The sequence below is a fragment of the Streptomyces mangrovi genome (assembly GCF_900114215.1).
Lineage (GTDB): Bacteria > Actinomycetota > Actinomycetes > Streptomycetales > Streptomycetaceae > Streptomyces > Streptomyces barkulensis.
This window is the reverse complement of sequence record NZ_FOSG01000017.1, coordinates 20,100-45,618: the sequence shown is the minus strand read 5'-3', so window position 1 is coordinate 45,618 and position 25,519 is coordinate 20,100. Positions and strand designations below refer to the sequence as shown.

Annotated in this window: 18 protein-coding genes, 2 tRNA genes and 4 pseudogenes; 12 read left to right on the top strand and 12 right to left on the bottom strand. The window is 71.1% G+C overall.

Annotated elements, in window-relative coordinates; all coding sequences use genetic code 11:
- Nucleotides 1–20 precede the first annotated feature (20 nt).
- Nucleotides 21–1,313, top strand: a complete 1,293-nt coding sequence (locus BM237_RS21305; RefSeq protein WP_093851336.1) for an RICIN domain-containing protein — start codon at nt 21–23, stop codon at nt 1,311–1,313.
- Nucleotides 1,314–1,434: 121 nt separating this feature from the next.
- On the opposite strand, the gene BM237_RS21300 is transcribed toward BM237_RS21305, so the two are convergent.
- Nucleotides 1,435–1,788 (bottom strand): hypothetical protein, encoded by a 354-nt coding sequence (locus BM237_RS21300; RefSeq protein ID WP_093851335.1) that lies wholly within the window; start codon nt 1,786–1,788, stop codon nt 1,435–1,437.
- Between the two features lie 457 nt (nt 1,789–2,245).
- Between BM237_RS21300 and tap the strand changes: the two genes are divergently transcribed.
- Nucleotides 2,246–4,351, top strand: a complete 2,106-nt coding sequence (gene tap, locus BM237_RS21295) for a telomere-associated protein Tap (RefSeq protein WP_093851401.1) — start codon at nt 2,246–2,248, stop codon at nt 4,349–4,351.
- Between the two features lie 4 nt (nt 4,352–4,355).
- Entirely contained in the window at nt 4,356–4,910 is a 555-nt protein-coding gene (tpg, locus tag BM237_RS21290; RefSeq protein ID WP_093851334.1) for a telomere-protecting terminal protein Tpg, read from the top strand.
- Nucleotides 4,911–5,240: 330 nt separating this feature from the next.
- Here tpg and BM237_RS21285 read toward each other — a convergent pair whose 3' ends face one another.
- The 3 genes from BM237_RS21285 to BM237_RS29385 all read right to left on the bottom strand — a co-directional run bounded on the left by BM237_RS21285 (nt 5,241) and on the right by BM237_RS29385 (nt 7,379).
- Nucleotides 5,241–6,926 (bottom strand): TROVE domain-containing protein, encoded by a 1,686-nt coding sequence (locus tag BM237_RS21285; RefSeq protein ID WP_093851333.1) that lies wholly within the window; start codon nt 6,924–6,926, stop codon nt 5,241–5,243.
- Between the two features lie 110 nt (nt 6,927–7,036).
- Nucleotides 7,037–7,097: transfer RNA gene (locus tag BM237_RS29390), tRNA-Ser, on the bottom strand.
- 213 nt (nt 7,098–7,310) lie between these two features.
- Nucleotides 7,311–7,379: transfer RNA gene (locus BM237_RS29385), tRNA-Ser, on the bottom strand.
- A 215-nt stretch (nt 7,380–7,594) separates the two neighbouring features.
- Between BM237_RS29385 and BM237_RS21280 the strand changes: the two genes are divergently transcribed.
- Entirely contained in the window at nt 7,595–8,059 is a 465-nt protein-coding gene (locus BM237_RS21280; protein ID WP_139238145.1) for a hypothetical protein, read from the top strand.
- A 710-nt stretch (nt 8,060–8,769) separates the two neighbouring features.
- On the opposite strand, the gene BM237_RS21275 is transcribed toward BM237_RS21280, so the two are convergent.
- Both BM237_RS21275 and BM237_RS21270 read right to left on the bottom strand, forming a co-directional pair.
- Nucleotides 8,770–9,693, bottom strand: a complete 924-nt coding sequence (locus BM237_RS21275; RefSeq protein ID WP_093851331.1) for a dihydrodipicolinate synthase family protein — start codon at nt 9,691–9,693, stop codon at nt 8,770–8,772.
- The gene (locus BM237_RS21270) at nt 9,693–10,490 is read right to left on the bottom strand and encodes an aldolase (protein ID WP_093851330.1); all 798 of its coding nucleotides are present in this window, start codon (nt 10,488–10,490) and stop codon (nt 9,693–9,695) included. Before BM237_RS21270 ends, BM237_RS21275 begins: the two co-directional genes overlap by 1 nt.
- Nucleotides 10,491–10,730: 240 nt before the next feature.
- On the opposite strand from BM237_RS21270, the gene BM237_RS21265 reads away from it, so the two are divergent.
- Complete coding sequence (locus BM237_RS21265) at nt 10,731–11,303, top strand: helix-turn-helix domain-containing protein (protein ID WP_093851329.1); 573 nt, start codon at nt 10,731–10,733, stop codon at nt 11,301–11,303.
- 580 nt (nt 11,304–11,883) lie between these two features.
- On the opposite strand, the gene BM237_RS21260 is transcribed toward BM237_RS21265, so the two are convergent.
- The 3 genes from BM237_RS21260 to BM237_RS21250 are packed head-to-tail and all read right to left on the bottom strand — an operon-like array spanning nt 11,884 to nt 14,705.
- Nucleotides 11,884–12,576, bottom strand: coding sequence for a response regulator (locus BM237_RS21260; protein WP_093851328.1), 693 nt, complete (start codon nt 12,574–12,576; stop codon nt 11,884–11,886).
- Nucleotides 12,577–12,580: 4 nt separating this feature from the next.
- Nucleotides 12,581–13,798: a histidine kinase gene (locus BM237_RS21255; protein WP_175541089.1), complete on the bottom strand. Its 1,218-nt coding sequence runs from the start codon at nt 13,796–13,798 to the stop codon at nt 12,581–12,583.
- A gap of 28 nt (nt 13,799–13,826) precedes the next feature.
- On the bottom strand, nt 13,827–14,705 hold the full coding sequence (locus BM237_RS21250) for a CPBP family intramembrane glutamic endopeptidase (RefSeq protein ID WP_093851326.1): 879 nt from the start codon (nt 14,703–14,705) through the stop codon (nt 13,827–13,829).
- Nucleotides 14,706–14,964: 259 nt separating this feature from the next.
- On the opposite strand from BM237_RS21250, the gene BM237_RS21245 reads away from it, so the two are divergent.
- From BM237_RS21245 to BM237_RS21235, 3 genes and pseudogenes are all read left to right on the top strand, one after another.
- Nucleotides 14,965–15,519, top strand: a complete 555-nt coding sequence (locus tag BM237_RS21245; protein WP_139238144.1) for a hypothetical protein — start codon at nt 14,965–14,967, stop codon at nt 15,517–15,519.
- A gap of 13 nt (nt 15,520–15,532) precedes the next feature.
- A pseudogene (locus BM237_RS21240) lies at nt 15,533–15,835 on the top strand (alpha/beta hydrolase fold domain-containing protein); the annotation flags it as partial.
- A gap of 314 nt (nt 15,836–16,149) precedes the next feature.
- A pseudogene (locus BM237_RS21235) lies at nt 16,150–16,333 on the top strand (IS982 family transposase); the annotation flags it as partial.
- An 88-nt stretch (nt 16,334–16,421) separates the two neighbouring features.
- Here BM237_RS21235 and BM237_RS21230 read toward each other — a convergent pair.
- Together BM237_RS21230 and BM237_RS21225 are read right to left on the bottom strand one after the other, a co-directional pair.
- A pseudogene (locus BM237_RS21230) lies at nt 16,422–16,652 on the bottom strand (RICIN domain-containing protein); the annotation flags it as partial.
- Between the two features lie 105 nt (nt 16,653–16,757).
- Nucleotides 16,758–18,191 (bottom strand): endo-1,4-beta-xylanase, encoded by a 1,434-nt coding sequence (locus BM237_RS21225; protein ID WP_093851323.1) that lies wholly within the window; start codon nt 18,189–18,191, stop codon nt 16,758–16,760.
- 720 nt (nt 18,192–18,911) lie between these two features.
- Between BM237_RS21225 and BM237_RS21220 the strand changes: the two genes are divergently transcribed.
- Nucleotides 18,912–20,378, top strand: coding sequence for a non-reducing end alpha-L-arabinofuranosidase family hydrolase (locus tag BM237_RS21220; RefSeq protein WP_093851322.1), 1,467 nt, complete (start codon nt 18,912–18,914; stop codon nt 20,376–20,378).
- 117 nt (nt 20,379–20,495) lie between these two features.
- On the opposite strand, the gene BM237_RS30350 is transcribed toward BM237_RS21220, so the two are convergent.
- Complete coding sequence (locus tag BM237_RS30350; RefSeq protein ID WP_281253949.1) at nt 20,496–20,630, bottom strand: hypothetical protein; 135 nt, start codon at nt 20,628–20,630, stop codon at nt 20,496–20,498.
- On the opposite strand from BM237_RS30350, the pseudogene BM237_RS30565 reads away from it, so the two are divergent.
- From BM237_RS30565 to BM237_RS21195, 3 genes and pseudogenes are all read left to right on the top strand, one after another.
- Nucleotides 20,566–22,625, top strand: a pseudogene (locus BM237_RS30565) (TOMM precursor leader peptide-binding protein). The gene BM237_RS30350 and the pseudogene BM237_RS30565 overlap by 65 nt on opposite strands.
- 319 nt (nt 22,626–22,944) lie before the next feature.
- Nucleotides 22,945–23,781, top strand: coding sequence for a metallophosphoesterase family protein (locus BM237_RS21200; protein ID WP_093851319.1), 837 nt, complete (start codon nt 22,945–22,947; stop codon nt 23,779–23,781).
- A 967-nt stretch (nt 23,782–24,748) separates the two neighbouring features.
- A complete protein-coding gene (locus BM237_RS21195; RefSeq protein ID WP_175541085.1) occupies nt 24,749–25,519 on the top strand; it encodes an aspartate/glutamate racemase family protein in 771 nt (256 codons plus the stop codon).

Genomic DNA, 25,519 nt, shown 5'->3' with positions numbered 1-25,519 from the left:
GACGACCGAACGGAGTACCGATGCGAGACAGGACCATGCCCTCTCGGAACAACGGCGAGGGACCGGCCGGTACGTCGTCGGCCGCCACCGCGGGCTCCGGCGTGCCGAAGGTGCGCCATGCCTTCGCACTGCCCGGACCGGCCGCCGGTCCGACGACGGAGTTCGCCCCGGCCACCGCGCGTGCGGCGGCGACCGAAGGCGACGGCGCCACCGGTGCGGGCGCACGGAGACCGGAGCCCGCACGGACCGGCCCGGAGGCCGGTTCCGGCCCTTCCCCGGACCGCGACACGGACGTCGAAGCCGTTGCGCCGCCCCCGGAGCCGGCCCGGGAGCCGGTCCCGCACCCGGAACCGGAGTCCACCGCCGAGCCCCGCGCGGGGGCACCCGGGAGAGCCGGGGAAAGGGCGGACACCGGGCCGGGCCCGGACACGGCCGGCCGGTCGGGTGAGCAGTCGGCCGGTGAGGCGCCGGATCCGGACTCGCCGCACGACGGCGCGGCGGGGGAGGCGGATGCGGCGCCCGGACGTCCGAAGAAGCCGATCCTGGCCGCCGCGGCGATCGCCGGGGCGGTGCTGGTATCCGTGCCGTTCCTGATGCCGGGGCCCGGCCCGGACCGGACCTCCGCGGTGGCGGCGTCCGATTCCACGGACGGGACGGTCCTGGAGGACCGGGCGCCCCGGCGGCCCGGGCGGTACGCCGCCGAGTCCCCCTCGCCCTCACCCCCTTCTGCGTCACCCCGGCCCTCCCCGTCGTCCGAGCCCGCTTCCCCGGGCAAGGCCGACAGGAACAAGGGGAGCGACGGAGACGACGGAGACGACGGAGACAAGGCCGAGGAGAGGAAGGGAACGCGTGTGCGGGAAGCGACCGGCAGGACTCCGACCCCCGCCGAGGCTCCCGGGAGGAAGAGCGGGCCGGCCGTGGCCGCCGTCACCGCGGCCGGCGACGCCCTAGTGAGCAAGGACTCGGGCAAGTGCCTGAGCGCCGGGCGGGGCACCGACGGCACCCAGTTGGTGCTGTCGACCTGCAATGGATCCGCGGAGCAGCGCTGGGACTTCCGGCCGGACGGCACGATCCGCTCCAAGGGCCTGTGCATGGACGTGGCCTGGGCCTCCAAGGAGAACGGCACGGCGATCCAGGTCGCCAGGTGCAGTGGCAACCCGGCCCAGCAGTTCCACCTGAACGGGACCGAGGACCTGGTGGCCGGGATCGCCGACAAGTGCGTGGACGTCTACGACGGCCGGACCACCGACGGAACCCCGGCCATCCTGTGGCCGTGCACCGGTTCCGCCAACCAGACGTGGTACCGGCGTTGAGGGATCGCAGGACCCCCGCGCCGGCGAGCACACACCCTCCGGGGCGGCGGCGTGCACCCCTCGTCACCGTGTGCGTCGCGAACGGCCGGCCCGGACGGACCGGGCCGGCCGCCGTCAGCGGTTACCTGACGTGGAAACCGTAGACGTGGTAGGTGTCGGCGCCGGTGAAGGGGGCGGACGTGTGGGGCGGGAGTACTGCGACGTCCCATCCCAGGTTCGTCCTCCAGAAGACGACCACTTCGTGGGCGCCCGAGGAGAAGGAGGTGACGCCGTCCTGTCCGAGCGGGACGTCGCCGGGGCCGGTCCAGCACCGGGCGTGCTCCGTGCCGTTGTCCAGATACGTCACCCTCACGGAATCCGTGTCGGCGCCGCAGTCGATCTCGTCGGTGGCGAAGGCGGGGGCTGCCGGGAGCGCGACGCTCACCGCGACGGCTGTCATGGCGCCCAGTGCCAGTTTCATGGGTCGGATCTTCATAGTGCTGTGGTTCCTTCCCGGTCGGAGCTCCGGTGGGACGAAGCTTTGAATGAATTTTCAACCATCAACCGGCTTCAGTTCAGCGTTTCCGTGAAATCTCCTCGGGAGCCGACCGGCGGTGTCCACGGGCGCTCCCGCGGTGCGTCCCCGCCCCGCCGCGCTGGCCGCTCGGTCCGCCCGGGCCACGCCGACCGACCGACTTCGGACGGCACACCCGTCCTGCCGCTGTCGGCGGCGGGCCTACGCACTGGCCGTCCGGTGCGGACCAATCTTTGGTGACACGCGCCCGCCGACCGTCGACCTTCGGGAGTGACGGCCGGGGTTCTCCGGCACCGGGCAGCTTCTTCCGAGCGGCCGACTGGCCGCCTTCGACTTGACAGCGGGTTAAACGCGTGGGTTAAAGAAAGAAATGAGAGAGGGTTAAATCTTGCTAGGGTCCGGGATGGAGGTGAGGCACGTGCCGACCCAGGAGGAACTGTTCGAGGCGGTGGACGCCCTGCTGGAGGAGGAGCCGCAGCTGCCGCCCCCGGCGGAGCGGGCCCGGCTGCGCGAGGCCGCCGGGATCACCCAGGCCCGACTGGCGAAGGCGTTGAAAACCACGCTGCAGACGGTGAAGAACTGGGAGAACGGGCGCAGTGAACCCAGGCCGCCGCGGCTGCAGGCCTACCAGCGGCTGCTGCAGGGCTGGGCCGCGAAGCACTCCCCGCCCGGCACCAACCCGCCGGTATCCGCGCCGGCGCCGGAGACGTTCACCGATCACGCCTCCCGGCCGCAGCCGGTCGCTGCGCCCCCCACGGCGCCCGAGCCTTCGGCCGGGCCGGGCGCGGAACGTCCCGCGCCCGCCTCCCGCCGCGCCGCGCCGCGCCGCCCGGCGCGCGAGCGGCCGGTGCCGAACATCGCCGAGGCCCCCCACCAGCACGGCCCGCTGGCCGTCCTGGACGGCGACGGCACCGCCTACGGCGCGCAGGGCATCGTCATGGACTGCCCGGCCACAACCCTCCCCGAACTGGTGGAGTGGACGCTGACCGAATCCCACCTGGGCGCGCCCCGCCTGCACCGCGCCGGCAAGGACGCCGACCCGCTGATCGTGCTCACCGCCGCCGCGGCGGTGAAACTCGGCCTCCCCGAGCGCCTGGAAGGACCCGAGGCCCGCCGCACCCTGCGCCTGCCCGACGACCACCCGGTGGTCAAACAGCTCACGAAGGCGCGGTGGAAGCTCACCCGGCGTGGCTTCGGCCCCTGGGCCCGCATCTACCGCCCCGCCACCGACGGCCGCCGCCGGTGCGTGCAACTGGCCATCCTGCCCTGGGGCGCCCTCGACACCCGCTCCTGGCCCGGTGCCGCCGACCTGACCGCGGCCCAGCTCGCCGACGCGCTGGGCCTGTACGCCACCCGGGTCATCACCCCGCGCGGCTCCACGGCGGTGACCGGGCTGGAGCTGATGACCGCCCTGCGCCCGCCCACCCGCGCGGTGCGCGACGCAGCCGGCGGCGCCTGGGTCTCCGGCCACAACCCCGGCTCGCTGGGCACCGACCCGGTCGACCCCGCCCCACCGGAGGCGCCCTCCGAGCATCCGGTCGCCCAGGGCTGGGAGGGCGGATTCCTCGACGAGGAGGTCTACCAGTGGGTCCGCGGCGTCGACCTGCTGTCGGACGCCGAATGCCTGCTGCCCTACGCGATCGGGCTGGACATCAACACCGCCTTCCTCGCCGCCGCCGCCCGCCTCACCGTCGGCCTGTCCGGCCCCGAGCACGTGGTGCGCCCGGTCTTCGACAAGAAGATCCCCGGCTGCTGGTACGTGGACCTGTCCCACGTCGACACCGATCCGCGTCTGCCCTCCCCCTTCACTCCCACCGGCGAGCGCCCCGAGGGGCCCGCCTGGTACGCCACCCCCACCGTCGCCTACGCCCAGGAACTGGGCTGCAACGTCGCACCCGTCGAGGCGTATCTGCGCCGGGAGACCGGCGCGTACCTGGACCCCTGGCACGACCGCCTCAAGGCCGCCTACCTCGACACCCTCGCCGACCTCGGCGTCACCACCGACCTCACCGACACCGCGTTCCTCACCGCCATGGAGCGCCGCCGGCCCACCGACCCGGCCCTGGCCATGGTCCTCGCCGCGATCAAGTCCACCGTCAAGGGCGGCATCGGCAAGCTCCGCGAGCGCCCCCAGGGACGCCACTACCGCGACGGGGAGCGCTGGCCTGCCCTGGAGCGCCCCACCTGGCGCCCCGACATCCGCGCCGCGGTCATCGCCAAGGCGCGCGTCAACATGCACCGCAAGATGTTCAAGACCGCCGAGGCCACCGGCCTGTACCCCCTGGCCGTCCTCTCGGACTGCGTGGTCTATCCCAGCCCCGGCGACTCCCCGCTGGACTTCCTGCCCTACACCACCTCCGGCAAGCCCCTGCCCGGCTCCTTCCGCCTGGGCCCCAGCCCGGGTCTGTGCAAGGTCGAAGGCGTGGCGCAGCTGGCCTGGGCGGTCGATCTGATGGAGCAGGGCTACAACCCCGCCCGCCACATCAAGGACGGCGTCGACGCCGTCCTGGACGAAGGAGAGTGAGCCCGTGGGGGAGATCGACGACGCCCTCGAGCGCGCCGAGACCGAGGTGTTCACCCGCAACCCGCCCAAGACCCTCAAGGCCCAGATCAACTTCCTGCTGGGCAAACTGAAGACCACCCGCGCCGTCGCGCAGGAGCTCGGCGTCAGCCGGCGCTCGGTGGAGCGCTACCGCAAGGGCGACCGCAAGAGGCCACCGAAGGCCATCACCGACCGCATCGACGCCGCCGTCTGCGCCCGCTGGCAGCCCCTGGTGCGCAAGCGCCGCCGCCGCGAGGCCGCCACCAGTACCGGCATCACCATCGAAACCCGCGCCCGCTTCGGCTACAGCGCCCCCATCGGCTCCACCGACGACCCCCGCCTGCGCCGCCTGACCGTCCACCTCCCACCCGCCTACGCCGACCGCCTCTTCACCGCGCGGCAGCAGGGCGCCGACGACCGGCAACTGCGTGACATCGTGGCCGAAGGCCTGCAACAGGAGTACTTCCGCGACGGCGGCCGCCGCGCCGACCGCCTCGACGTGGCCTTCACCGACATCGACTACATCGACGTGTCCTTCTGATCCCACCCGGCCCGCCTGCGAAGTCCCGGTTCCCGTGAAAGAACCACCCGCCCCGGCCCGTGCAGGACGCCGCCGACGAAGCTGAAAACCGACCGCGCCGCCGCACAGCGGCCCGCATGACGGCCCTGCGGTCAGAACACGCCGCGCCCCCTGCCACCACGGGAACACCTCCCGCAGCGGCAGGGGACAACCGGCGCCATCCACCGGTGGGCCGGACGACCGAGTCCGATGTCCGTGCCGGCCGCGACCATGGCGAAGGGCGCCCGTCGGTCAGTGTGTGAAGACGAACCCGGACGCCCTTCCGGCAGCTGACGCTGTACGGGCAGCAGGTCAGGTCTCCCACGGCCAGGACGCGTTCCGTCCGGCCTCCAGCAGCGGCACCATCCGGAACGCCGCGTCGGTGAGCCCCCCGAACGCGTGCCGGTTCGCTCCGCCGGACGGCGCGTGCCCGGCCCGGTACCCGGCGAGGTTCCACGTGTACATCGGCACGCTCGCCGGGATCGACTCGGTCACCTCCCGCACATCGTGCCCGGCCTGCTCGTCGGTGACGATCACGACCCGGTCGTGCCCGGCGTACTCCTCGCGGAGTGCCAGCGCGGTGTCGGTGCCGCCGCCGAGGAACCAACCGCCGTCCTTCCAGCGGCCGACCGCCCGCAGCAGCGACTCCCCACGCCCCAGTGGGAACGTCTTCGTCCTCGCCCCCGGGGAGTCGCCCAGGTAGTAGCGGGCCGAGGAGAACGACACGACGTCCGCCTCCGCGCACCGCTGCCCCAACGCGATCCCGAACAGCGCCGCGGCGTCCCACCGCTTGACCGTGCCGTCCCCGGAGAATCCCTCGTTCATCGAGGAGGAGGTGTCCACCAGGACCAGCGTCCGCCCCGGCAGCGCTGGCACGTTCGCCAGCGCCGCGGTCAGGGCCTTCTCCAGCGTCTGCCCCCACCGCAGCGACGGTGCCGCCACGTACGCGGAGTAGAACCGCATCGGCAGCTGCCTCGAGCGCGCCACCTCCTGCGGATCCGCGAGCTTCCGGCAGACCTGCTCGGCGACCTCGTCCGAGACGCCGGCCTCGTCGAAGTTCCGCAGGTTGCGCAGGAGTGCCATCACCCCCATGGACGGGATGATCGCCTCCCATGCAGCAGCGTCCATCGGGCCCTGCAGCCACCCGGCGAGTGCCTCCCAGGTCATGCCCGCGTCCCGCAGCGCCACCTGCGCGGCCGGACCGGACAGCAGCGCCCGCCGCTCGGCCACCGGCATGGCCGTCAGGCGCGCCCGCGCGTGCAGCGTCCGCAGCGACTCGGGGATGTCCCGGTCCCGGCCGTGCCGGCGGTCGATCGCGTGCCGGAACAGGTCGCCCTGCCACGCCGCGGCCGGTTTGGGGTGCACCAACTCGATCACGTCGCCGAACCGGAAGCCACGCGCAGCGGTGTCGTACTTCAGCAGTGCCCGCTCGGTGTACAGCGCCCCCAGCGCGTCCTGGATGCCGCGCTTGACGGGCTTGGGGATCGCCCGGCCGTACCGGGAGGTCCAGTACGCCAGCAGCTCGCCCGGCTCGTCCGCGCGCTGCAGCACCGAGGCGATCACGGCGCGGTTGGAGATCGTGGAGTGCGACGGATCGTCGCCCTCCCGCCGTTCGCTTCCCGGCTCGGCGGTCTCGTGGCTGCCGGTGGGGCGGCTGCCCGCCGTCCGCAGGCGCGCCCTGACGTACTCGGCGGCCCCGGCGATCGCCGCGGTGCGCATGTTCCCGCCGGTGCGCAGCCACTTCAGCAGGCCGGCGGTCCAGGCCGGGTCCTCCACCGCGAGCTGCCGCACGAGCTGGGTGAAGCGGTCGTCGCGCTGCCCGCCGGTCTCGTAGAAGGTGCCCTGTCCGACGAGATTGGTCACGGCCAGAAGGAAGAGCTCGCCGCGCGGGTCGCGCAGGTAACCGGCGCCGCCCCGGTGGGTGGTCGTGCGCCCACCGGTCGTGGCGACGGGGGAGGAGCCCGCGGGGCGGGCGGTACGGGTGTTGAAGCGAGCCATGAAAAGCCCCTCTCTGTGAGAGGAGAGGCGTTCGGCGAAGCGGGGCGCCCGAGAACAGGGTCGGCGGATGGAACGTGGCGCTCTGGGCCGCTGAGCTACGCCGGCCGTACGGCCGGCGGCGGGATTCGAACCCGCGTCTTTCTCTTGAGAGGAGAAGTACCACCCGCCTGCGCACCGGGCGCCCCGGATGCCTGAGCCTCCCGAGATCAGGACGGCTGCGGTTGTGCGGGGTTCGAACCCGCGCACCCGAAGGTGCTTCAACCGAAGAAGTAACCGCAGCCTGCGCACCGGGAGGTGCAGAGGTATGAAGTTGTGGGCCCGGAGAACAAGGTCGGCGACGGGAACGTAAGCGCTCTGCCATTGAGCTACCGGTCGAACTCACGCTCGGCCGGGCAGGATTCGAACCTGCAACCACTCGATCCCAAATCGAAGTACCCGTCGCCTGCGCACCCGGGCACGCTCACTGTAGGTCATCCCGCCGACAGTGAGAACTGAATAACCGCGCCCGTGGGGACGGCTTTCCGCCTGCGGCCGGGGGCGTCGAGCAGGCAGGTCTACCCGGGGCCGGGCACCACTGCTCACGCTCGGATCACCACCGCCGGATCCGTCCGACCGCGCCGCGCCGGGCCGGTGGTCTGGAACCACAGTCCTGACCCATCATGGGCCGGGTGACGATTCCTTCATCGGACGCGGCCGGTAACGCACCCGGTGTGGTTCGGGTGCCGGGGCCGGAACCTGACTGGCAGCCCGCGCCGGCCCTGGGCTACCACGTGGGCAAGAACCCCGCCTTCCAGGTGAGTCCGTGGCAGTACGCGGCGAGCTTCTACCGGATCGTCGCCGGGCTGACGCCGCCGCTGGAGGCGGTCGCGGCCCGGCTGCGCCTGGAAGTGGAGCGCACCTGGGAGGAACTGGGGGAGGTGGACGTGGCCCTGTTCCGCATCCGGGGCACGGAGTTCGCCCTCAGCCGGTTCGCGCACCACGAGGAGCCCCGCCTGTTCGTGTGGCTCAACCGTTCGCAGCGCGACGTCGAAACCGCGCTGGACCTCCTCCTCGGCGCGCTCGGGGTGGGCCGCGAGGCCGTGGCCTTCATCGAGGACCAGATGGGAGACCAGCACTCCGGCACACCTGGCTGACCCCCTCCCGCTCCCGGTGGCGCACGGCCAGGGCAGGGCGGCCCCGGCGGACGACCCGCGACGGCAGGAACCCCGGCCCCGGGCAAGACGGGCGAAACGGGTTCGCATCCGCTGGGGAGGCCCGAGTGAAAAGGGAAGGGCCCCTGCCGTGAGCCGCCCTGTGCTCCACCTCGACGTCGACGGCCCGCTGAGGGCCGCGATGCCTGCCAAGTCCTTGACCGCGAAATGCCGCCGGGGAACGTCGATGGCGCCCGCGTGAAACTGAAACGCCTGGTCAAACTCGGTCTGCTCACCGAGGTCGACACCGGCGGCCTCACCGGGAAGCCACGGGACGTTTCGGGTATCGGCCGGCCCCGCTCATGCCGCTGGACGACGAGGCCTGGCGGTGGCCCGCGGGCAGCAGTGAGGACAGGGTGGCGGACAGGGGGTGACGGAGGCGGACATCCCAGGAGCTGATTTCGGGTGGCTGCGGTGCGGCCGACAGTGTGGTGTTTGGCGCAGGGGGGCGGCCTTGGAGGCACTCGCCTCTTCCCGCCCGTGGCCGGGGTGGTGGTGTGGATGATGTCCTCCCTTCGCTCTGCGGCGTGGCGGATGGGCGTTCCTTCCGGCGGCACCGCCCAGGGAGGGCCCGGAACATCCCCGCACAGAGGGCGCTGTCCACGTCCCCTTGTGCGGGTGCGGGGTGTTCCGGGTTCGCGGCGTCGGCGGCCTCAGACGGCGGACCCCGCGACGCCCGCCGGGGGGTGGGAGCCGAGCAGCCGGAGGATCTCCCGGAGTCGCTCCGTCTCCTCCCCCGACAGGGGCAGCAGGGGCGGCCGCGGCCGGCCGACCCCGCGGCCCTGGATCCCAAGGCCCGCCTTCACCGTCCGTGGCAGGCCGTGGCCGAGGATGAACTTCAGGAACGGCAGGAGCTGCGACAGCAGCGCGTCGGCCCGCTCCCGGTCCCCGCCCATCGCCGCGGCGTGAAGTTCCAGGATCCACCGCGGGACCAGGCAGGGCGCCGCGGTGCACCAGCCGGCGGCGCCGGAGCGGAACGCCTCGAGCGCGACCGGGTTGTTCCCGTTGTAGACCGACAACGCCCCGTCGGACAGCTCTCGAATGGCTCGGAAGCGTGTGACGTCGCCGGAGCTCTCCTTGACCATGGTGAGGTTCGGAATCTCACGCGCGAGCGCGACCACCGCTTCCGGTTCCAGATCGACTCCGCTGGTGCCCGGGTTGTTGTAGAGCATCATCGGAAGGTCGGTCGCCGCCGCCACCGCCGTGTAGTGCCGTACGAGTTCCGTCTCGGTCAGTTTCCAGTACACCTGTGGGAGCACCATGACCGCGGTGGCTCCGTGGCGGGCGGCCACACGGGCACGGCGGACCGTACCCTCGGTGCTCCAGTGCGAGACGCCGACCACCGTGGGGACCCGGCCCGCGACGGTCTGCAGGGTGGTCTCGCAGACGGCGTCCCACTCGACCTCTCTGAGGTAGGCGCTCTCGCCGGTGCTGCCCAGCGGTGCGACGGCGTGGCTTCCGGCGTCCACCAGGTCGCCGGTGAGCCGGCGCAGCGCGGCCAGGTCGACCTCTCCGGTGACGGGGTCGAAGGGGGTGACGGGGTAGGAGATGATCCCTGCCAGGGGCGGATTTGCCATCAGAGGTCCACCTGGCCCTTGATGCAGTCGGGATGGTTGCGCAGTGCTCTGCGCGCGTAGTAGGCGAAGTTCGCCGCGTTGCGCCGGTCGGTGGAAGTCCAGTCGTGGGCCTCGCGGGCGAGGGCCGGGTCCAGCGGTTGGACGGTTCCCGCCGACATGGCCAGCAGTTGGAGGCGTGCGGCGCGTTCGATGAGCACGGCCAGGTTGCACGCCTCCTCGATGGTGGAGCCGGTGGCGAGCTGGCCGTGGTGGGCCAGGATGATGGCTCGTTTGTCCCCGAGGGCCGCGGAGATGATCTCACCCTCCTCGTTGCCCACGGGGACGCCGGGCCACTCCTTGAGGAAGGCGCAGTCGTCGTACAGGGGGGTGGTGTCCATCTGGGAGACCACCAGGGGCACCTCCAGCATCGCGAGTGCCGCCGTGTGCAGCGAGTGCGTGTGGATGATGCAGTTGACGTCCTGTCGGACCCGGTAGATCCAGGAGTGGAACCGGTTCGCGGGGTTGGGCATGCCCTCCCCCTCCAGGACCTGGAGGTCCTCGTCCACCAGCAGGAGGTTCTCCTCGGTGATCTCGTCGAAGCCGAGACCCAGGCGCTGGGTGTAGTAGGTGCCGGGCTTCTGCCCGCGTGCGCTGATCTGGCCGGCGAGCCCTGAGTCGTGTCCGCCGTCGAAGGCGATACGGCACGTCAGGGCCAGTTTCTGCCGCGTTGTCAGTTTCGAGTCGCCGAAGTGGTCGTTCATCTGCCGCCTGGCGCGGTCGGCGAGTGCGCTCTTCGGGTCTCGCAGGGTGTCTGCCATGTTCTGCTCCGGTTCCGGGGTCCGGCCTGTCGGCGGGCCCCGCTTCGGGTGCCGTCCGAGCCGGCACCGTGAGGAAACTGTGTTCACTATAAGACACAAAGTGTCATGCCACAACGGGCGGCCGGGCAGGGGCCGGACAGGCCCGGTCGCGCGGGGCAGGCGGGCCGGAGGAACGGCGCGGGACATACTGGGGGTCCGCCCGGCCCCGTTCCGACCCGGGCGCGCGAAGGGAGGACGTCAGTGATCAATCGCGTACGGCGGCTGCGCAAGGAGCGGCTGATGACACTGGAAGCGCTGGCCGAGCGCGCCGGCGTCACCAAGAGCTACCTGTCCAAGGTCGAACGCGGCCGGAGTGTCCCGTCGATCGCTGTCAGCGCCTCGCTCGCCAAGGCCCTGGACGTTCCGCTGGACACGCTGTTCGCCGACGTGGAGGAACTCGCCGAAGTCACCGTCACGCGGGCCGGGGAACGGCGGCCGCTCACCCCGGACCGGGAGCCCGGCAGCCGCTACGAGGGCATAGCCCTGCAGGCGGGCTCCAAGCGGATGACTCCCTTCATGCTCCACCCACCGCACGACGCGGACCCCGTCCCCTTCCGGGACCACCCGGGCGAGGAGTTCCTCTTCGTGCATCGGGGACGAGCCGAGCTGATCTTCCCCTCCCAGACCGTCATCCTCGAAACGGGTGACAGCGCCTACTTCAAGGCCACGGCACCTCACAAGGTCCGCTCCCTGAGCACGGAGCGTGCCGCCCTGCTGCTCCTGGTGACCGATGACCGCGACGGCACGGAGGCACCGCACCCGCACATGCCCTGACCCGGGACACGGCCTCAGAGGTCTCCCGGAACGCCCGCCGGACGACGCGAACCTTCTCCGTGTCGAGTGCTGAGGGAGGGCTGTCGGCGCCGACACGGCACAGGAGCACCACAGTTGTCGTCGCGCAGGTTCGTGCTCCGGCCACAGCGCACGCATGGCGCCGGCAGTGGGGACCAGTGGCGGCTGTCGCGCCAGTCGACGACCGGCACCGGGCGTTCCAGGAGGGGGCCGGGCGCCGGGCGGGTGCCAGGGGGCGCGACAGCCGGTCTGTGGGGTGGAGTCGTGCCTCGGCGTCGGTGACGGCGGGGACCGCGTGAGGAACCCCGCCGGCGGCGTGTTCGGCGGCGGTGTTCTTGTAGCCGGCGTCGGCCCAGGCCTTGGTGATGCTTCGGTGGTGGGTGGCGAGGTGGTCGAGCAGGTGGCCCGCCACAAGTGGCATACCAGCGTGAACCGGATGAATCTCCCTGGAGGGTCGACCGAAGAAACCGCGGCAAAGCCTGCGATAAGTACCGGGGGGAAGGGGGCTCGCCCGGGTTGCCGGGTGGGCGGAGCTGTACTTTGGGGCACACGACCATGCCGGTCACGGTGTGCCGGGTACCAGTCCGACCCGGTAGGCGAGGACGACGGCTTGGACGCGGTCGCGCAGGCCGAGTTTCGCCAGGATGCGCGACACGTAGGTCTTGACGGTCTCGGGCGTGATGGACATCGCCGCAGCGATCTCCGCGTTCGACAGCCCCTCGGCGATCAGCTGGAGTGCTTCCAGCTCGCGGGGGGTCAGCGCACGCACAACGTCCTGTCTGGCCGGCAGGGAGGCGTCGGCCGGTCGCAGATGCCGGGCGAAGTGGCCGATGAGGTGGCGGGTGACGGCGGGTGCCAGCAGGGCCTCGCCCTGGGCGACGGTCCGGATGCCGCCCACCAGCTCCGCCGGAGGCGCGTCCTTGAGGAGGAAGCCGCTCGCTCCGGCGCGCAACGCGTCGTAGACGTAGGCGTCGACGTTGAACGTGGTGACGACCAGTACCTTCGGCGCGTCTTCGGTATCGGGACCGGCCAGTCGGCGCGTCGCCTGGATGCCGTCGAGCAGGGGCATCCGGATGTCCATCACGACCACGTCGGGGCGCAGCCGCCGCGCGGTCCGAACCGCCTCGTGGCCGTTCTCGGCCTCCCCGACGACCTCCAAGTCGGGTTGCGCGGAGAAGATGGTGACGTAGCCGGTCCGCACCAGCGCCTGGTCGTCGCAGACGAGCACACGGATCGGTGGCGGCGCATCGCTCACGGGGTCACTCCTGAAGGGGCTTGGACGGAATCGTGGCGCGGACCTCGAACCCGCCTCCGGGCCGGGAACCGGCCTTCAGTTCACCATCGAGCATCCGCACCCGTGCACACAGCCCGGCCAGCCCGCGTCCGCCCGCAGTGTCCGGTTTCCGCGTGACCGGGGCGGCGGCGGGTCCGTCGGTGGTCACCTCGATCCCGATGTGCTCGTCGCCGTGCCGGAGCAGGATCCGTGTCGGCTTCCCGGCCGCGTACTTCATGGCGTTGGTGAGGGACTCCTGCACCACCCGGTACGCGGCCAGCTCCACGTCCACTCCCTGCGGCCGCCGCTCGCCCTGCTCGCTGAACTCGACCGGCTGGCCCGACCTGCGGGCGTGCTCGACCAGGTCCCGCACTCGCCCCAGGGCGGGTCCCCGGCCCGCACTTGCCGGGTCCGCAGAAGCCGACTCGCCGGTCGCCTCCAGGACACCGAGCAGGTACCGCAGCTCCGTCAGCGCCCGGCGGCCGGTGTCGCTGACGGCCGTCAGTCCCTCACCGGCGCGTTCCGGCGCGGACGCGAGCAGGAACTGCGCCGCGTCGGCTTGGACCACCATGGCCGTCACATGGTGGGTGACCACGTCGTGCAGCTCGCGGGCGATTCGCGCCCGCTCGGCGGCCGTGGCCGCCTCGGCAGCCAGCCGCCGTCGCTTCGCCTCTTCCGCCCGCCGCGTGCGCACCGTACTCCCCACCAGCCAGGCCGCGGCCAGAGCCAGCCAGAACGCGAGATAGTCCGGTATCGACTGCGGTGAGCCGAGGCGGTCCAGGACGATGGCCAGCAGGGCGTAACCCGCACTCGCCACGACGACCAGGCCGCGGCGGAAGCGGATCTGGTGGGCCCCGGCGGAGTACAGGGCCAGATACAGCCCCACACTCGCGAACGTCGTCGCGAAGCCCAGCGCCTGGTGCACGGCGAACGCGCCCGCGATGACGGCCAGACAGGCTGCGGGCCGTCTGCGGCGGACCGCCAGCGGCAGGGCCTGGGCCAGGACCAGCCCGACGCCCAGCGCGTTCGCCGGCCGCTCGGGCAGGTCGCCGATCTGCGTACCGAGGTGGGACAGGGTCGGCACGAAGGCCGGCAGGGTGAGCGCCAGAGCGAGGATGCCGTCCCTGAGGAGAGCATCCCGCTCCCGCCACCAGTCGAGCGGCGCCCGGAGCAGCGGGAGGCTCCAGGGGGCCTGGCGGGGCATCACTTTCGTTTCCTCCAGTCGGCCTGTCTCAGTGGCCCGCGCTTCGGCGGGGTTTGACGCCACCGTTCCGGTGGGCGAGGACGAGCATCGGGACGGCGAGAGCCACGCCGATGAGGACGGGCACAAGCGATGCCTCCAGACCGAAGCCGCCACCGGTCAGGAGGGCGGAGCCGTGGACGTCGACGGTGAACAGACCCTCGGGCGTGTGGCCGGAGACCGGGATGCCGAGCAGCTCCTCCGTGGTGTTCCAGGCGAAGTGCAGACCCGCGACGAACCAGATGTTACGCCGCCACAAGAACGCGGATCCGAGCAGGACTCCCGCCTCCAGAGCGATCGCCAGTCCGCTCCACGCGTTCGCGCCCGGGGCCCCCAGGTGGGCGACACCGAAGAACAGCGAGGTGATCACGATGGCGGCCCGGCTGCCCCACAGCTTCTCCAGAGCCTGCAGGGCAAGACCGCGGAACAGCAGCTCCTCGGTGACCGCGGCGCCGGCCTGCACCGCGACTGCGGTCCAGACGACCGACATGAAACCGTTGCCAGCCCAGGAGAACGAATAGCCTCCGAACGCCGTGATCAGGAGGGCGGAGACGAGGATGAAGACCAGGCCGATCCCGCCGCCCAGCAGCGCCTCCCGGCCGGCTCCGGACCAGGCGGTCTCCGGCGTGGGGCGTCGTGCGACACGGCGCATGACCAGCCAGTACACGGCCACCGCGGCGGCTGCGCCCAGCACCGGCACCGGTCCGGGCCCGGCCGCGGTCAGACCCGAGACCAGGCCGACGCCGACCATTCCCGTCAGCATCCAGCCGAGCGGAGAGCGCGTGATCCGGCCGAAACGGCCGCCGCCTCTCTCGTGGTCCCTGTCCGGGCCGGAGCCCGTGCCGTGTCGTACGGCTGATGTGATGCCCATGGTGGCCTCCCCGGTAGTGGTCACACCCGTGGTGACCTGACGACCACGCTAGGAACCCGGGGACGTCCGCGAATCACCCCCGCATGGACAGTTCCTGTGGCTCTCACGGGGGATGCGCCACCTGCCCCGCCCGCTCTGTCACGGGACGCGGTTGAAGCACGAACAGGACCGGACGCCGGCCGACGCTCCGCCCGGACATTGGGAGCCCGCGCACCTCGGTCCGGATCGGCACGTTCCGCTTCCGCCGGTCGCCGCGGCCGTGCTCGGTACATACGAACGGGACCGTTCCCCAGCGGCAGCCAGCCCTTACGGCACCTACGCCGCACCGTACTGGGTCGCTCAGCTGCCACATCGCCGCGACAAGGTGGTCGCCCACGCCAAGGACTGGTTGAACGGCCGCATGCTCGCGCGTCTGGCCGAAGCGGGCGGTCCGGCGGGGTACGCCCTGCACTGGCAGATCGCCTGGAAGATCGGCTGTCCCCCGATCGGCTACGACCGGGACGCCGCGGTGGACGCCCTGCTTCTGCTCGCGGGGCAGGAGCAGGCGTTGATACGCAACGGATCGAGCTCACCGAAGCGCGTCACCGACGGACTGCGCGCGGGCGGCCGGGACCGGCGCGTACGCCACGGTCTGGTCCGTACGGGAGGCCGCCCTGCCCTCGCTGCTGCGCGGCACACCGGTCCGGGAAGTCGGGGCACTCATCGCGCTCGCGGTCGAGCGCGCTGCGCGGCCAAGGGCCGTATCCCCGAGGTCGAGGCGGTGGCCGCGCGCACCGGATCGAGCCAGACGGTAGAGCACGCCAGGCCGCTGTGAGTCCCGTTCCTCCCTCGAATGGTTCTGGGGCGCCTACCTCAGCACCCCGGACCAGGGCGCCGACCCGCGGGTCTCGCCGGCGCGCTCCGACGAACTGGCCGGACTCGCCCCTGCCGTCATCGCCACCGCCGAGAACGACCCCCTGCGCGACCAGGGCGACCACTACGCCCACAAGCTGGCCGACACCGGTGTGCCGGTCCAGCACCTCCCGGTCGAGGGAGCCAATCACGGCTTCCTCTCGTTCACCGGCTCGGTGCGACTCTCGCGTGACATACTGGATCAGCTCGCGGACGCCGTGGCCGCAGCCTTCAACTGACCTGGCCAGGCCGGCCTCGCCAGTCGCCGATCTTCTGCCGCACGCAGGCAGGACAGCGACCACCACTGTGCCGACCCTCCGTGAAGCGGCCGGTCCGGGGCTGCTCGGACCGGCCGCTTCGTCTGCGGCAGCTCGTGGCCGTCCCGACCGATGAGCCGTTCGGCGACCGGTCACGGTGACTGTTCACCGAACGGCAGGCTCTCCCGCCCAGAGAGCCGAGACGGGCCCTGATCAGCCCCCAGCGATCCGAGGCTGTCAGTAGTGGTGGTCGAAGCAGCGCTGGTGTCGCGGGCTCAGGACGGTGAGCACCGTAGTGGATCGAGGCAGTGATCGACACCCGCAAGGGCCGCCTTGACCTGGAACAACACGGCGGCAGAACCCCGGCCGGAGTCTTCGCCCGCACCGGACAACGCCTTCCCGCCCTGGCCGCCGCCGCCCGGCACAACTGGACCACCGACGCACCCGGTCAAGCGTTCCGTGATCGCCTGTGACCACTGAAGACATCGGACTCATTCATCCAGGTCACGGCACCGTCTGTGGTCGAGGCGCCGGCCACGTCGAGAAGCTTGCCCGAATGCCGGTCCTTGAGGCGGTGGAAGCCGTCGCCGGGGTCCACGAACCGCGCTTGCCGGTTGCTTCGTCGTTGCGCGTCCACTGGCTGACTCGCGCCGTCGGCGCTGGACGCGCCGGAGACGTCCAGCGCCTTGCCGCTGTTGCGATTGACCAGGGCGTACCAGGTATTGGTGTCCACCGTCGCCGCCTCGGCGGGTGCCGGATCCACTCCGGCGAGCAAGTCGGTCACGAGGGTCGCCGCCATCGCGGCGGCGACCCTCGTGACCGTCAGCGACGACCTCGTGGAGGGGCGGGGAAAGCCGCACCGTGGGCCGTCACCGATTCCCCTCTTCGTCGGTGGCGGGCCTTGTCAGGCGCGGGTCCAGCGCTGGTTGCTGCCGTTCGAACAGGAGTAGAGCTGGATCAGGGTGCCGTTGGCGGTGCCGGCCCCGACGGCGTCGAGGCAGAGGCCGGACTGGACGCCGACGATGGATCCGTCGGAGTTGAGGCGCCACTTCTGGTTGTCGCCACCCCAGCAGCTGTAGATCTGGACCTTGGCGCCGTTACCGGTGCCGGCGGCGTCCAGGCACTTGTCGCCGTAGACCCTGAGCTCGCCGGCATCGGTGTACGTCCACTGCTGGTTGGTGCCGTTGTGGCAGTCCCACAGATGGACCTGGGTGCCGTCGGTGGTGCTGGCGTTGGGCACGTCCAGGCAGCGGCCCGAACCGACGCCCTTGATCGTGTTGCCGTCCCCGGGCGGCGGAGTGGTGGAGCCGCCGTTGAGTGCGTCGAGGACGGCGGTGTACGCGGGCTTCTTGCTGCCGTCGTTGTAGAACAACAGCGGCGTGTGCTCCGAACGCCACGAGTCGCTGTCGCGCACGCCCCAGACGGTGATACCGAGGCAACGGGAGACGGCCAGGCAGTCGTTGACCACGGCGGCGTAGGTCGAGGGCGAGGCTCCCTGGATGTCGAGTTCGGTGACGGCCACGTCGACACCGAGGGCGGCGAACTCCTGCAGCGTGGTGCGGAAGTTGCTGTTGTAGGGGCTGCCGCTGTTGAAGTGCGACTGGAAGCCGACGCAGTCGATCGGCACGCCGCGCTGCTTGAAGTCCCGCACCATGCGGTACATGGCCTGGGTCTTGGCCCAGTTCCAGTTCTCGACGTTGTAGTCGTTGTAGCAGAGCTTGGCGGACGGGTCGGCGGCGCGCGCGGTACGGAAGGCGACCTCGATCCAGTCGTTGCCGGTGCGCTGCAGGTTGGAGTCGCGCCTGGCTCCCGAACTTCCGTCGGCGAACGCCTCGTTCACGACGTCCCACTGCGCGATCTTGCCCCTGTAGTGGCTCATCACGCCGTTGATGTGGTCGATCATCGCCTGGCGCAGTGCGCCGCCGCTGAGGTTCTGCATCCAGCCGGGCTGCTGGGAGTGCCAGGCCAGGGTGTGGCCGCGCACCTCCTTGCCGTTCTGCACCGCCCAGTTGTAGACGCGGTCGGCGGCGGTGAAGTTGAACTGGCCCCGCTGCGGCTGGGTGGCGTCGATCTTCATCTCGTTCTCGGCCGTCACCGAGTTGAACTCACGGGCCGCGATCGTCGCGTACGTCGAGTCGCTCAGCCTGTTCGCGGCGATGGCGACGCCGAAGTAGCGGCCGCTCTGCGCCGCCGCGGCGCCGAGCGTGCTCTCGGCGGCCTGAGCGGACGGTGGTGCGACCAGTGCGGCGACCACACCGAGGACGCCGGCGACCAGCGTCAGCAGCAGAGCGTGGAGCTTCCGCCGGACAACGGATCTGGGAAGGGCATGAGAGCCCATGGCTGTGCCTCCAAGGTAGGAATAACGGAACCACCGGACACCGCGGTCATGGGAGCCGGAGGATCTCGACCGGCACGGACGGCGCCCGGTCGGTCGCCGAGTGACGTACGCCGAGCGGCAGCGGTCTTTCGACAAGGGCACGGGGGTACTCCATCGCTGCTCGGCCGGGGGTGTCACGCGGCGTCGCGCACCTCCCCGCCTGCACGAGGCGTCAGGATGCGTTGGTGTGAGCCTCACCGGAACGGAAAACGGGGTGGCGCAGGTGTTTCGGTGTGCGGATCTGTCGTGCTGCTGTGCGCGGCTCTGCCGTACAGCGCAGTCCGCACAGGACCATGACGTTCGAAATATCGAACCATGGCCGACCATCCAGACAAGATAGTGAGGAATTGACAGCGCCTCGTCAACCCTCGCGGCGCGAAAGATTTTCGTCCTACGTGCGAAACTTTCGAACCCTCACGAGCCGGGCGGATCCCTGGACCGGCGAGCCGCACCGTGAACCTGCGGAGGCCCAATCGGCGTGACGGCTTGTCGCGTCCGGGGGAAGGAAGTGTTTACGACAGCTCGGTGACAGGCCTTGACCGGAAGGCCCCGCCTTCCTAGCTTGTGGCGTCACAGAACCGGGAAACCTCCGAAACTTTCGAACCTGCCCTTGCCCCCCGGCACGGCCGTTCCGCGGTTCATCGGCGTCATCTCATCCCTGCCCCCCAAGGAGGCCCTCCGATGTGGCTCCGCCCCCCGTCTCCAGCCCACCCAAGACGCTTACTCGGCGTCTTCGTTTCCTTGCTGTTGGCGGCCGCCTTCCTCGGTGCCCAGCCCGCCGAAGCCGCGACCGTAGACCCCAACGCCTCGTATGTGCTGGTCAACCGCAACAGTGGCAAAGCCCTGGACGTCTACAACATGGCGACCGACGACGGCGCCCGCATCACCCAGTGGACCAGGAACAACCAGAACCAGCAGCAGTGGCGGTTCGTCGATTCCGGGGACGGCTACTACCGCATCAAGTCCCGCCACTCGGGCAAGGTACTGGACGTCTACAACTGGTCCACCGCGAACGGCGGCTCGATCGTCCAGTGGACCGACCTGAACGGCACCAACCAGCAGTGGCGGCTGGCCGACAGTCCGGACGGCTACGTGAGGCTCATCTCGCGCCACAGCAACAAGGCCCTCGAAGTGCAAGGTGCCTCCACCGCCGACAACGCGAACATCGTCCAGTACGACGACTGGGGCGGCACCAACCAGCAGTGGCAGCTCGTCAAGGTCGGCACCGAAAACCCCGGCTCGTGTGATCTTCCGTCGACCTACCGCTGGACATCGACGGGCGCGCTGGCGCAGCCCAAGCAGGGGTGGGTCTCGCTCAAGGACTTCACCGTCGCCCCCTACAACGGCAGACAACTCGTCTACGCGACCACGCACGACACGGGGACGAGGTGGGGTTCGATGAACTTCGGCCTGTTCACCAACTGGTCGGAAATGGCCTCGGCCAGCCAGAACACGATGTCCAACTCCACCGTCGCACCCACGCTCTTCTACTTCGCTCCGAAGAACGTCTGGGTGCTCGCCTACCAGTGGGGCAGGACCGCCTTCTCCTACCGGACGTCGAGCGACCCCACCAACCCGAACGGCTGGTCATCCGAGCAGGTGCTCTTCTCCGGAAGCATCTCCGACTCCGGGACAGGGCCCATCGACCAGACGCTCATCGGTGACGGCACGAACATGTACCTGTTCTTCGCCGGCGACAACGGCAAGATCTACCGGGCCAGCATGCCGATCGGGAACTTCCCGGGCAGTTTTGGCTCGACCTCGACAGTGATCATGAGCGACACGACGAACAACCTGTTCGAAGCCCCGCAGGTCTACAAGTTGCGGGGCCAGAACCGCTACCTCATGATCGTCGAGGCGATCGGCTCGCAGGGCCGGTACTTCCGCTCCTTCACGGCCACCAGCCTGAACGGCTCCTGGACACCCCAGGCCGCGACCGAGAGCAATCCCTTCGCCGGCAAGGCCAACAGCGGCGCCACCTGGACCAACGACATCAGCCACGGCGAACTGCTCCGCACCAGCCCCGATCAGACCATGACCGTCGATCCCTGCAATCTGCAGTTGCTCTACCAGGGACGCAGCCCCAACTCCGGCGGCGACTACGGCCTCCTGCCCTACCGTCCGGGTCTGCTGACACTGCAGCGCTGACGGCATGACACGATTCCGGCGCCGATAGGGAGCCGGCGTGGCGGGCTCGGCGGAAGGCCGAGCCCGCCACGCCGGGATCCGAAAAGCCCGATCCCCCGCCGGCACAGTCAAGGACGTTCAGCGACCTTCCTCCGGTGCGTGGACCATGCTGCCGAGCGAAGCAAGGCAGCGGCGCACCAGGACGAGGGTGCGCTCCGCGAGCGTGTGGAGCGGGGCGCCGCCGTCGACGACGGTGAGGGTCGTGTGCGGCATTCCGGCGATCAGGCCCGCGCGAGCGCCGACCGCCGAGGGTGTGACGGCGGCGCCCCCGTTCACCAGGATCTCGATCGCTGCCCCGATCAGTGCCTCGCACCGCTGGGCGCGGTGTCCGGCGCAGGCACGACACCGCCGACCCGCTGACCCGCTGACCCGTGACCGGCTCGGTGAGTTCCTGTTCCGTACCGCGCGGGCACGCCGCGGGGAAGGCCCCGCCCCGGCGGCCGGCCGTCCCTGCCCCTGCGGTGGGGGGCCTGTACGAGATGGAGGTCTGCGTCGCGGCGGGACAGGTCCACGGTGTGCCCCGGGACTTCTACCACTACGACCCCCACGACCACGCGCTCATCGCCACGGGGGCGCCGCCCCGCACGGTGGACCGCCTGTTGCGGCACGCGGACGCCGCGACGGGCAGGGCAGGTCCGGGCCCCTGGAGGAACGCGTCCCCTGGCCGGTGGCGTTCGCCCCGTGGCTCGACGGCCTCCTGTGCGGGCTCGCCGCCGACATCGCCGCGGCGCAGTCGCTGCCGCGCGGGCAGCGGGGCGTGGACCTCACCCGCGCCGTCGCCACCGTCGGACTGCGGGACCCGGCCGTCGGCGGGCACCCGCTCGTACCCGACCCGCTGTGCCCGGACTGCGGACGCCCGCCCCGTGACAGCCCCGAACGCGCCCGCGTCACCCTGCGTGCGGTACCCGACCGCGGCGGGCTGCACGCCCGGACGCTGCCGCGGGTACGCCGGGCACCGCTGTCGACCGTGGTGGACCCGGTCGTGGGGGTGGTCGCGGAGATCCGCACCGCTGCCGAGGGCGGCCCGGCGTCGGCCACCGCCCCTTTCGGGGGCCGCGCCGGCACCGGGCCCGAGGCCGGGTACGGGCGGGCGGCCGATACCGAGACCGCGCAGACCATCGCCGTCCTGGAGGCACTCGAACGCCTGGGCGGCATGGTCCCCGGCGGGCGGTGCAGCACCGTGCGGGCGAGCCGGGACGACCTCGGCCCGGTGGCGGTCGATCCACGAGGCTTCGGCACACACGACCCGCACTGCTACGCACGACCGGACTTTCCGTTCACCCCGTGGGACGGCGGACACGAGACCACCTGGGTGTGGGCCCACCACATGAGTACCGGCCGCCAGGTCCTGGTACCGGAGTCGCCGGCCTACTACCGCTCACGTGCCCTGCGTCCCGACGACCCCGGGTTCGTCCACGACACCTCCAGCGGCTGCGCGGTCGGCTCCTGCATCAGGAGGCCGTCCTGTTCGGCCTGCTGGAGGTGGCCGAGCTGGACGCGTTCCTGATGCACCACTACGCCCGCCTGCCCGCGGTGGAGATCGACCTGGAGACCGTGCCCGACGTCTCCTTCCGCCGGACTGCCGCGTGGATCACCGCCTCGACCGGCTACCGGCTGCGCGCCTTCGACCTGTCCGTCGACCACGCGGTGCCCTGCGCGTGCGTGGTGGCACAGGCCCCGGGCGGCGGGCGCGGCAGGCCGGCCCTGCTGTGCTCCGCCGCGGCCCACCCGGACCCGGTCGCGGCCCTGAACTCGGCCACGCGTGAGGCCGGTCCGCTCCTGGACCACCTGTGCGGTGTCCACGCCCGCCATCCGGGCCGGGCGGCGGAGCCGGCAGCCGACCCCGAACAGGTGCGGCAGATGCCCGACCACGCGCTGCGCTACGCGCACACGGACGCATTCGACCGTCTCGCCCACCTGGTGGACAACGGCTCGGCTCCGGTGGACCTCGCCTCGGCCTTCGGCGGCCGCCGAAGGCCGGCGGGAGAGACCCTCGACGTACACGTGCGTGACCTGGCCGGCCGTTTCGCCTCCTGCGGCATGGACGTCCTGGTGGCGGACCAGACGACCGCCGAGCACGCGGCCGCCGGGCTGCGCTGTGTACGGGTGCTGGCCCCCGGAGCGGTGCCCATGACCTTTCGGCCACGGGTACCGGCGCGTCCACGGCCTGCCGAGGCTGCTGACGGTGCCGAGTGCCCTGAGGGGTGAGCCCGGTACCCGGCCCCGCCGACGGGACCTCAACCCCGACCCCCGCCCTTTCCCGTGGCCGGCACGGATTTCGTGCCGGGGAAACACGACCGCCGTCGGGGACGTGCCCGGCCGGGTGCTCCCGCGTGATCGTGGCACGCTCCGCCCGGCCGCTTCGGCGGCGGGCGGGACGCACCGGTTCGGCCGGGGGCGAGCGCATCATGGGACGGCTGCGTGGGCAGGACGAGCTCACAGGCGGCGGGCGCGGAGAGGACGAACGGGGGAGCGGTGTGTACGAGGACCAGCAGTGCGGCCGTCACGGTACGGCGGGGGCGCTGAGATGAACCTGTACGCCATCAGCGACCTTCACGTCCGCCATGCCGAGAACCGCGACATCATCGAAGGCCTGCGCCCGGAGTCGGACGAGGACTGGCTGGTGGTCGCCGGAGACGTCGCGGAGACCGTCGAGGAGGTCGTACGGGCGCTCGGGACGCTGAAGGAGCGCTTCGCCGAGGTCATCTGGACACCCGGCAACCACGAACTGTGGACCACGCCGAACGACCCGGTCCGGTTGCGCGGCGAGGAGCGCTACCTCCACCTGGTCCGGACTCTGCGGGGCCTCGGAGTGGTCACGCCCGAGGACCCCTACCCGGTGTGGCGGGGAATCGGCGGGCCGGTCGTGATCGCGCCGCTGTTCGTGCTGTACGACTACACGTTCCGGCCCGAAGGCACGTACAGCAAGGAAGAGGCGCTCGAGGTCGCCCACGCGGCGGGTGTGATCGCCACCGACGAGTACCTGCTGCACCCCGATCCGTACCCCAGCTGTGAGGCGTGGTGCCGGGCGCGGCTGGCCCGCACCCGCTCGCGGCTGGACCGGATCGACCCCGCGCTGCCCACCGTGCTCGTCAACCACTTCCCGCTGGTGCGCGAGCCCACCCGCGTCCTGCGCTATCCGGAGTTCGCGCTGTGGTGCGGCACCGAGGCCACGGCCGACTGGCACGTGCGGTACCGTGCGGCCGCCGTCGTCTACGGCCATCTGCACATCCCGCGCACGATCGAGTGCGACGGGGTGCCTCACCGCGAGGTGTCGCTCGGCTATCCGCGTGAATGGCGCAGCCGACAGACCGTGCCCGCCGGGCTCTGCCGAGTACTCCCGGGCCCGGGGAGACGACGGTGACCGCCGACACCGTCCGGCGCGCTGTTCACCCGGTCGCCTCCCGAGGGCGTGATGGCCGGTGAGCTGATCGCCGGTCCGCCGGACGCCGCGCTGTCCCCACGGGAAGCCGAGGCCGCGGCCGGCACCGCCGAGGCGCGACGGCGGGAGTTCACGACCGTACGGTGATACGCGCGCACCGCGCCGACCCGGCCGCGACCTTGGCATGACGCCCGGACCGATCCTGTCCGGTCGGGAGGGCCCGCCTTGGGCGCGTCGTGTGCCGAAACGGCCCGACCGCGTGGTCGCAAACACGACGCACCGTGACGGATACCGCGGCACGGCGGTGGCCCGGCGGCCGCGCTCCGTACGGCCCGCGTCCCGGCGAATCCGTACACCCGGCCCCGATCACCGCTTCCACCACGCCGGCGACGCACCTTGACCACCGGCCCGCCACCCCTCGCAGAAAGCGAAACGGCCCGCCCACGGAGTCGGCGATCCGTCATGCAAGATCGAGAGCAGGGTTGGCAGTTCCTTGACGACGGTCCCTTGACACTCTGTAGTGCTCTCCCTAAGCTCCAGTTCGAGTTTGGTCGCACGGCATGCCAGAGGCATTCCGGTTGCACTCCGCGGCCGGAGAACAGTTCGATGAACCGTTTCGGAAGTCATCGCGCAGGACTGTCCGGAATGACCGCACGACACGCCGAAGACCCGCGTGGCCCAGGATTCCACACCGGTGATGCGGGTCGCCGGACCGAGTGGTTCCGTAAGCCGTTCCGGAATATCGTCCCGAAAGGCGCCCCTCTGGGGGTGAACATGAACACGGAATTCCGCACGGGCCGACATGTACGCCGTTGACCGAATTCTGACGGGGGAAACATTGAGAGTCCGTGAGTCCGTGCCGGCAGGGGGCGCGGGAAGACAGAACACGCCGTTGTCCGCACGACGGTTACCGGCGGGTGGGATCGCGCCTGACGCAACCGTTCCTCCGATGTCCGGGCAGCTCACAACGGTGAGGGAACCGGGCAGCGAGGGAGAGGGAGAGCCCGTCCTGGGGATTCTCGGAGGTCTGGGCCCACTGGCCACGGCCGAATTCCTGCGTACCGTCTACGAGACGAACATGACGGCCTCCGAACAGGATCTGCCGCGCTGTATCGTCGACTCCGATCCCGGTATTCCGGACCGCACCGAGGCCATTCGCAGCGGTGTCGAACGGCCTGTGCTGGAACGGCTCAACGAGAGAATCCGAGGACTTCTGGAGGCCGGTGCGACCAAGGTGGTGCCGACCTGCGTCACCGTACACCACTTCCTTCGGAAACTGGACCCCTCGGTCACCGCGCGTACCGTTTCCCTGATCGACGTCGTCATCGAGGAACTGCGTTCCACGAACGGCCCCCTGCTCATGCTGTGCACCCACGGGACACGGCTCGGCCGGATATTCGAGAACTCCCCGGAATGGCCGGAGGTGGCGGACCGCGTCGTGTGGCCCGACGCGGAACTCCAGGAATCGGTGCACCATCTGATCTACCTGATGAAACGCGCCGGAAAACAGCCCGGCATGACGGACACGGTCGAGCGGTGGCTGGATGCCACCGGATGCCCCGCGGTGATCACGGGGTGTACCGAGTTCCACCTGCTGACCGGAGAACTGGCACGGCGCCGGGGGCCGGACGCGATCGTCGATCCGCTGCGCTCGGTCGCCGCCGACCTGAGACGGGCCGTCGGCGACGGGACACGGCCGGAACCGGCACCGACTCTGTGA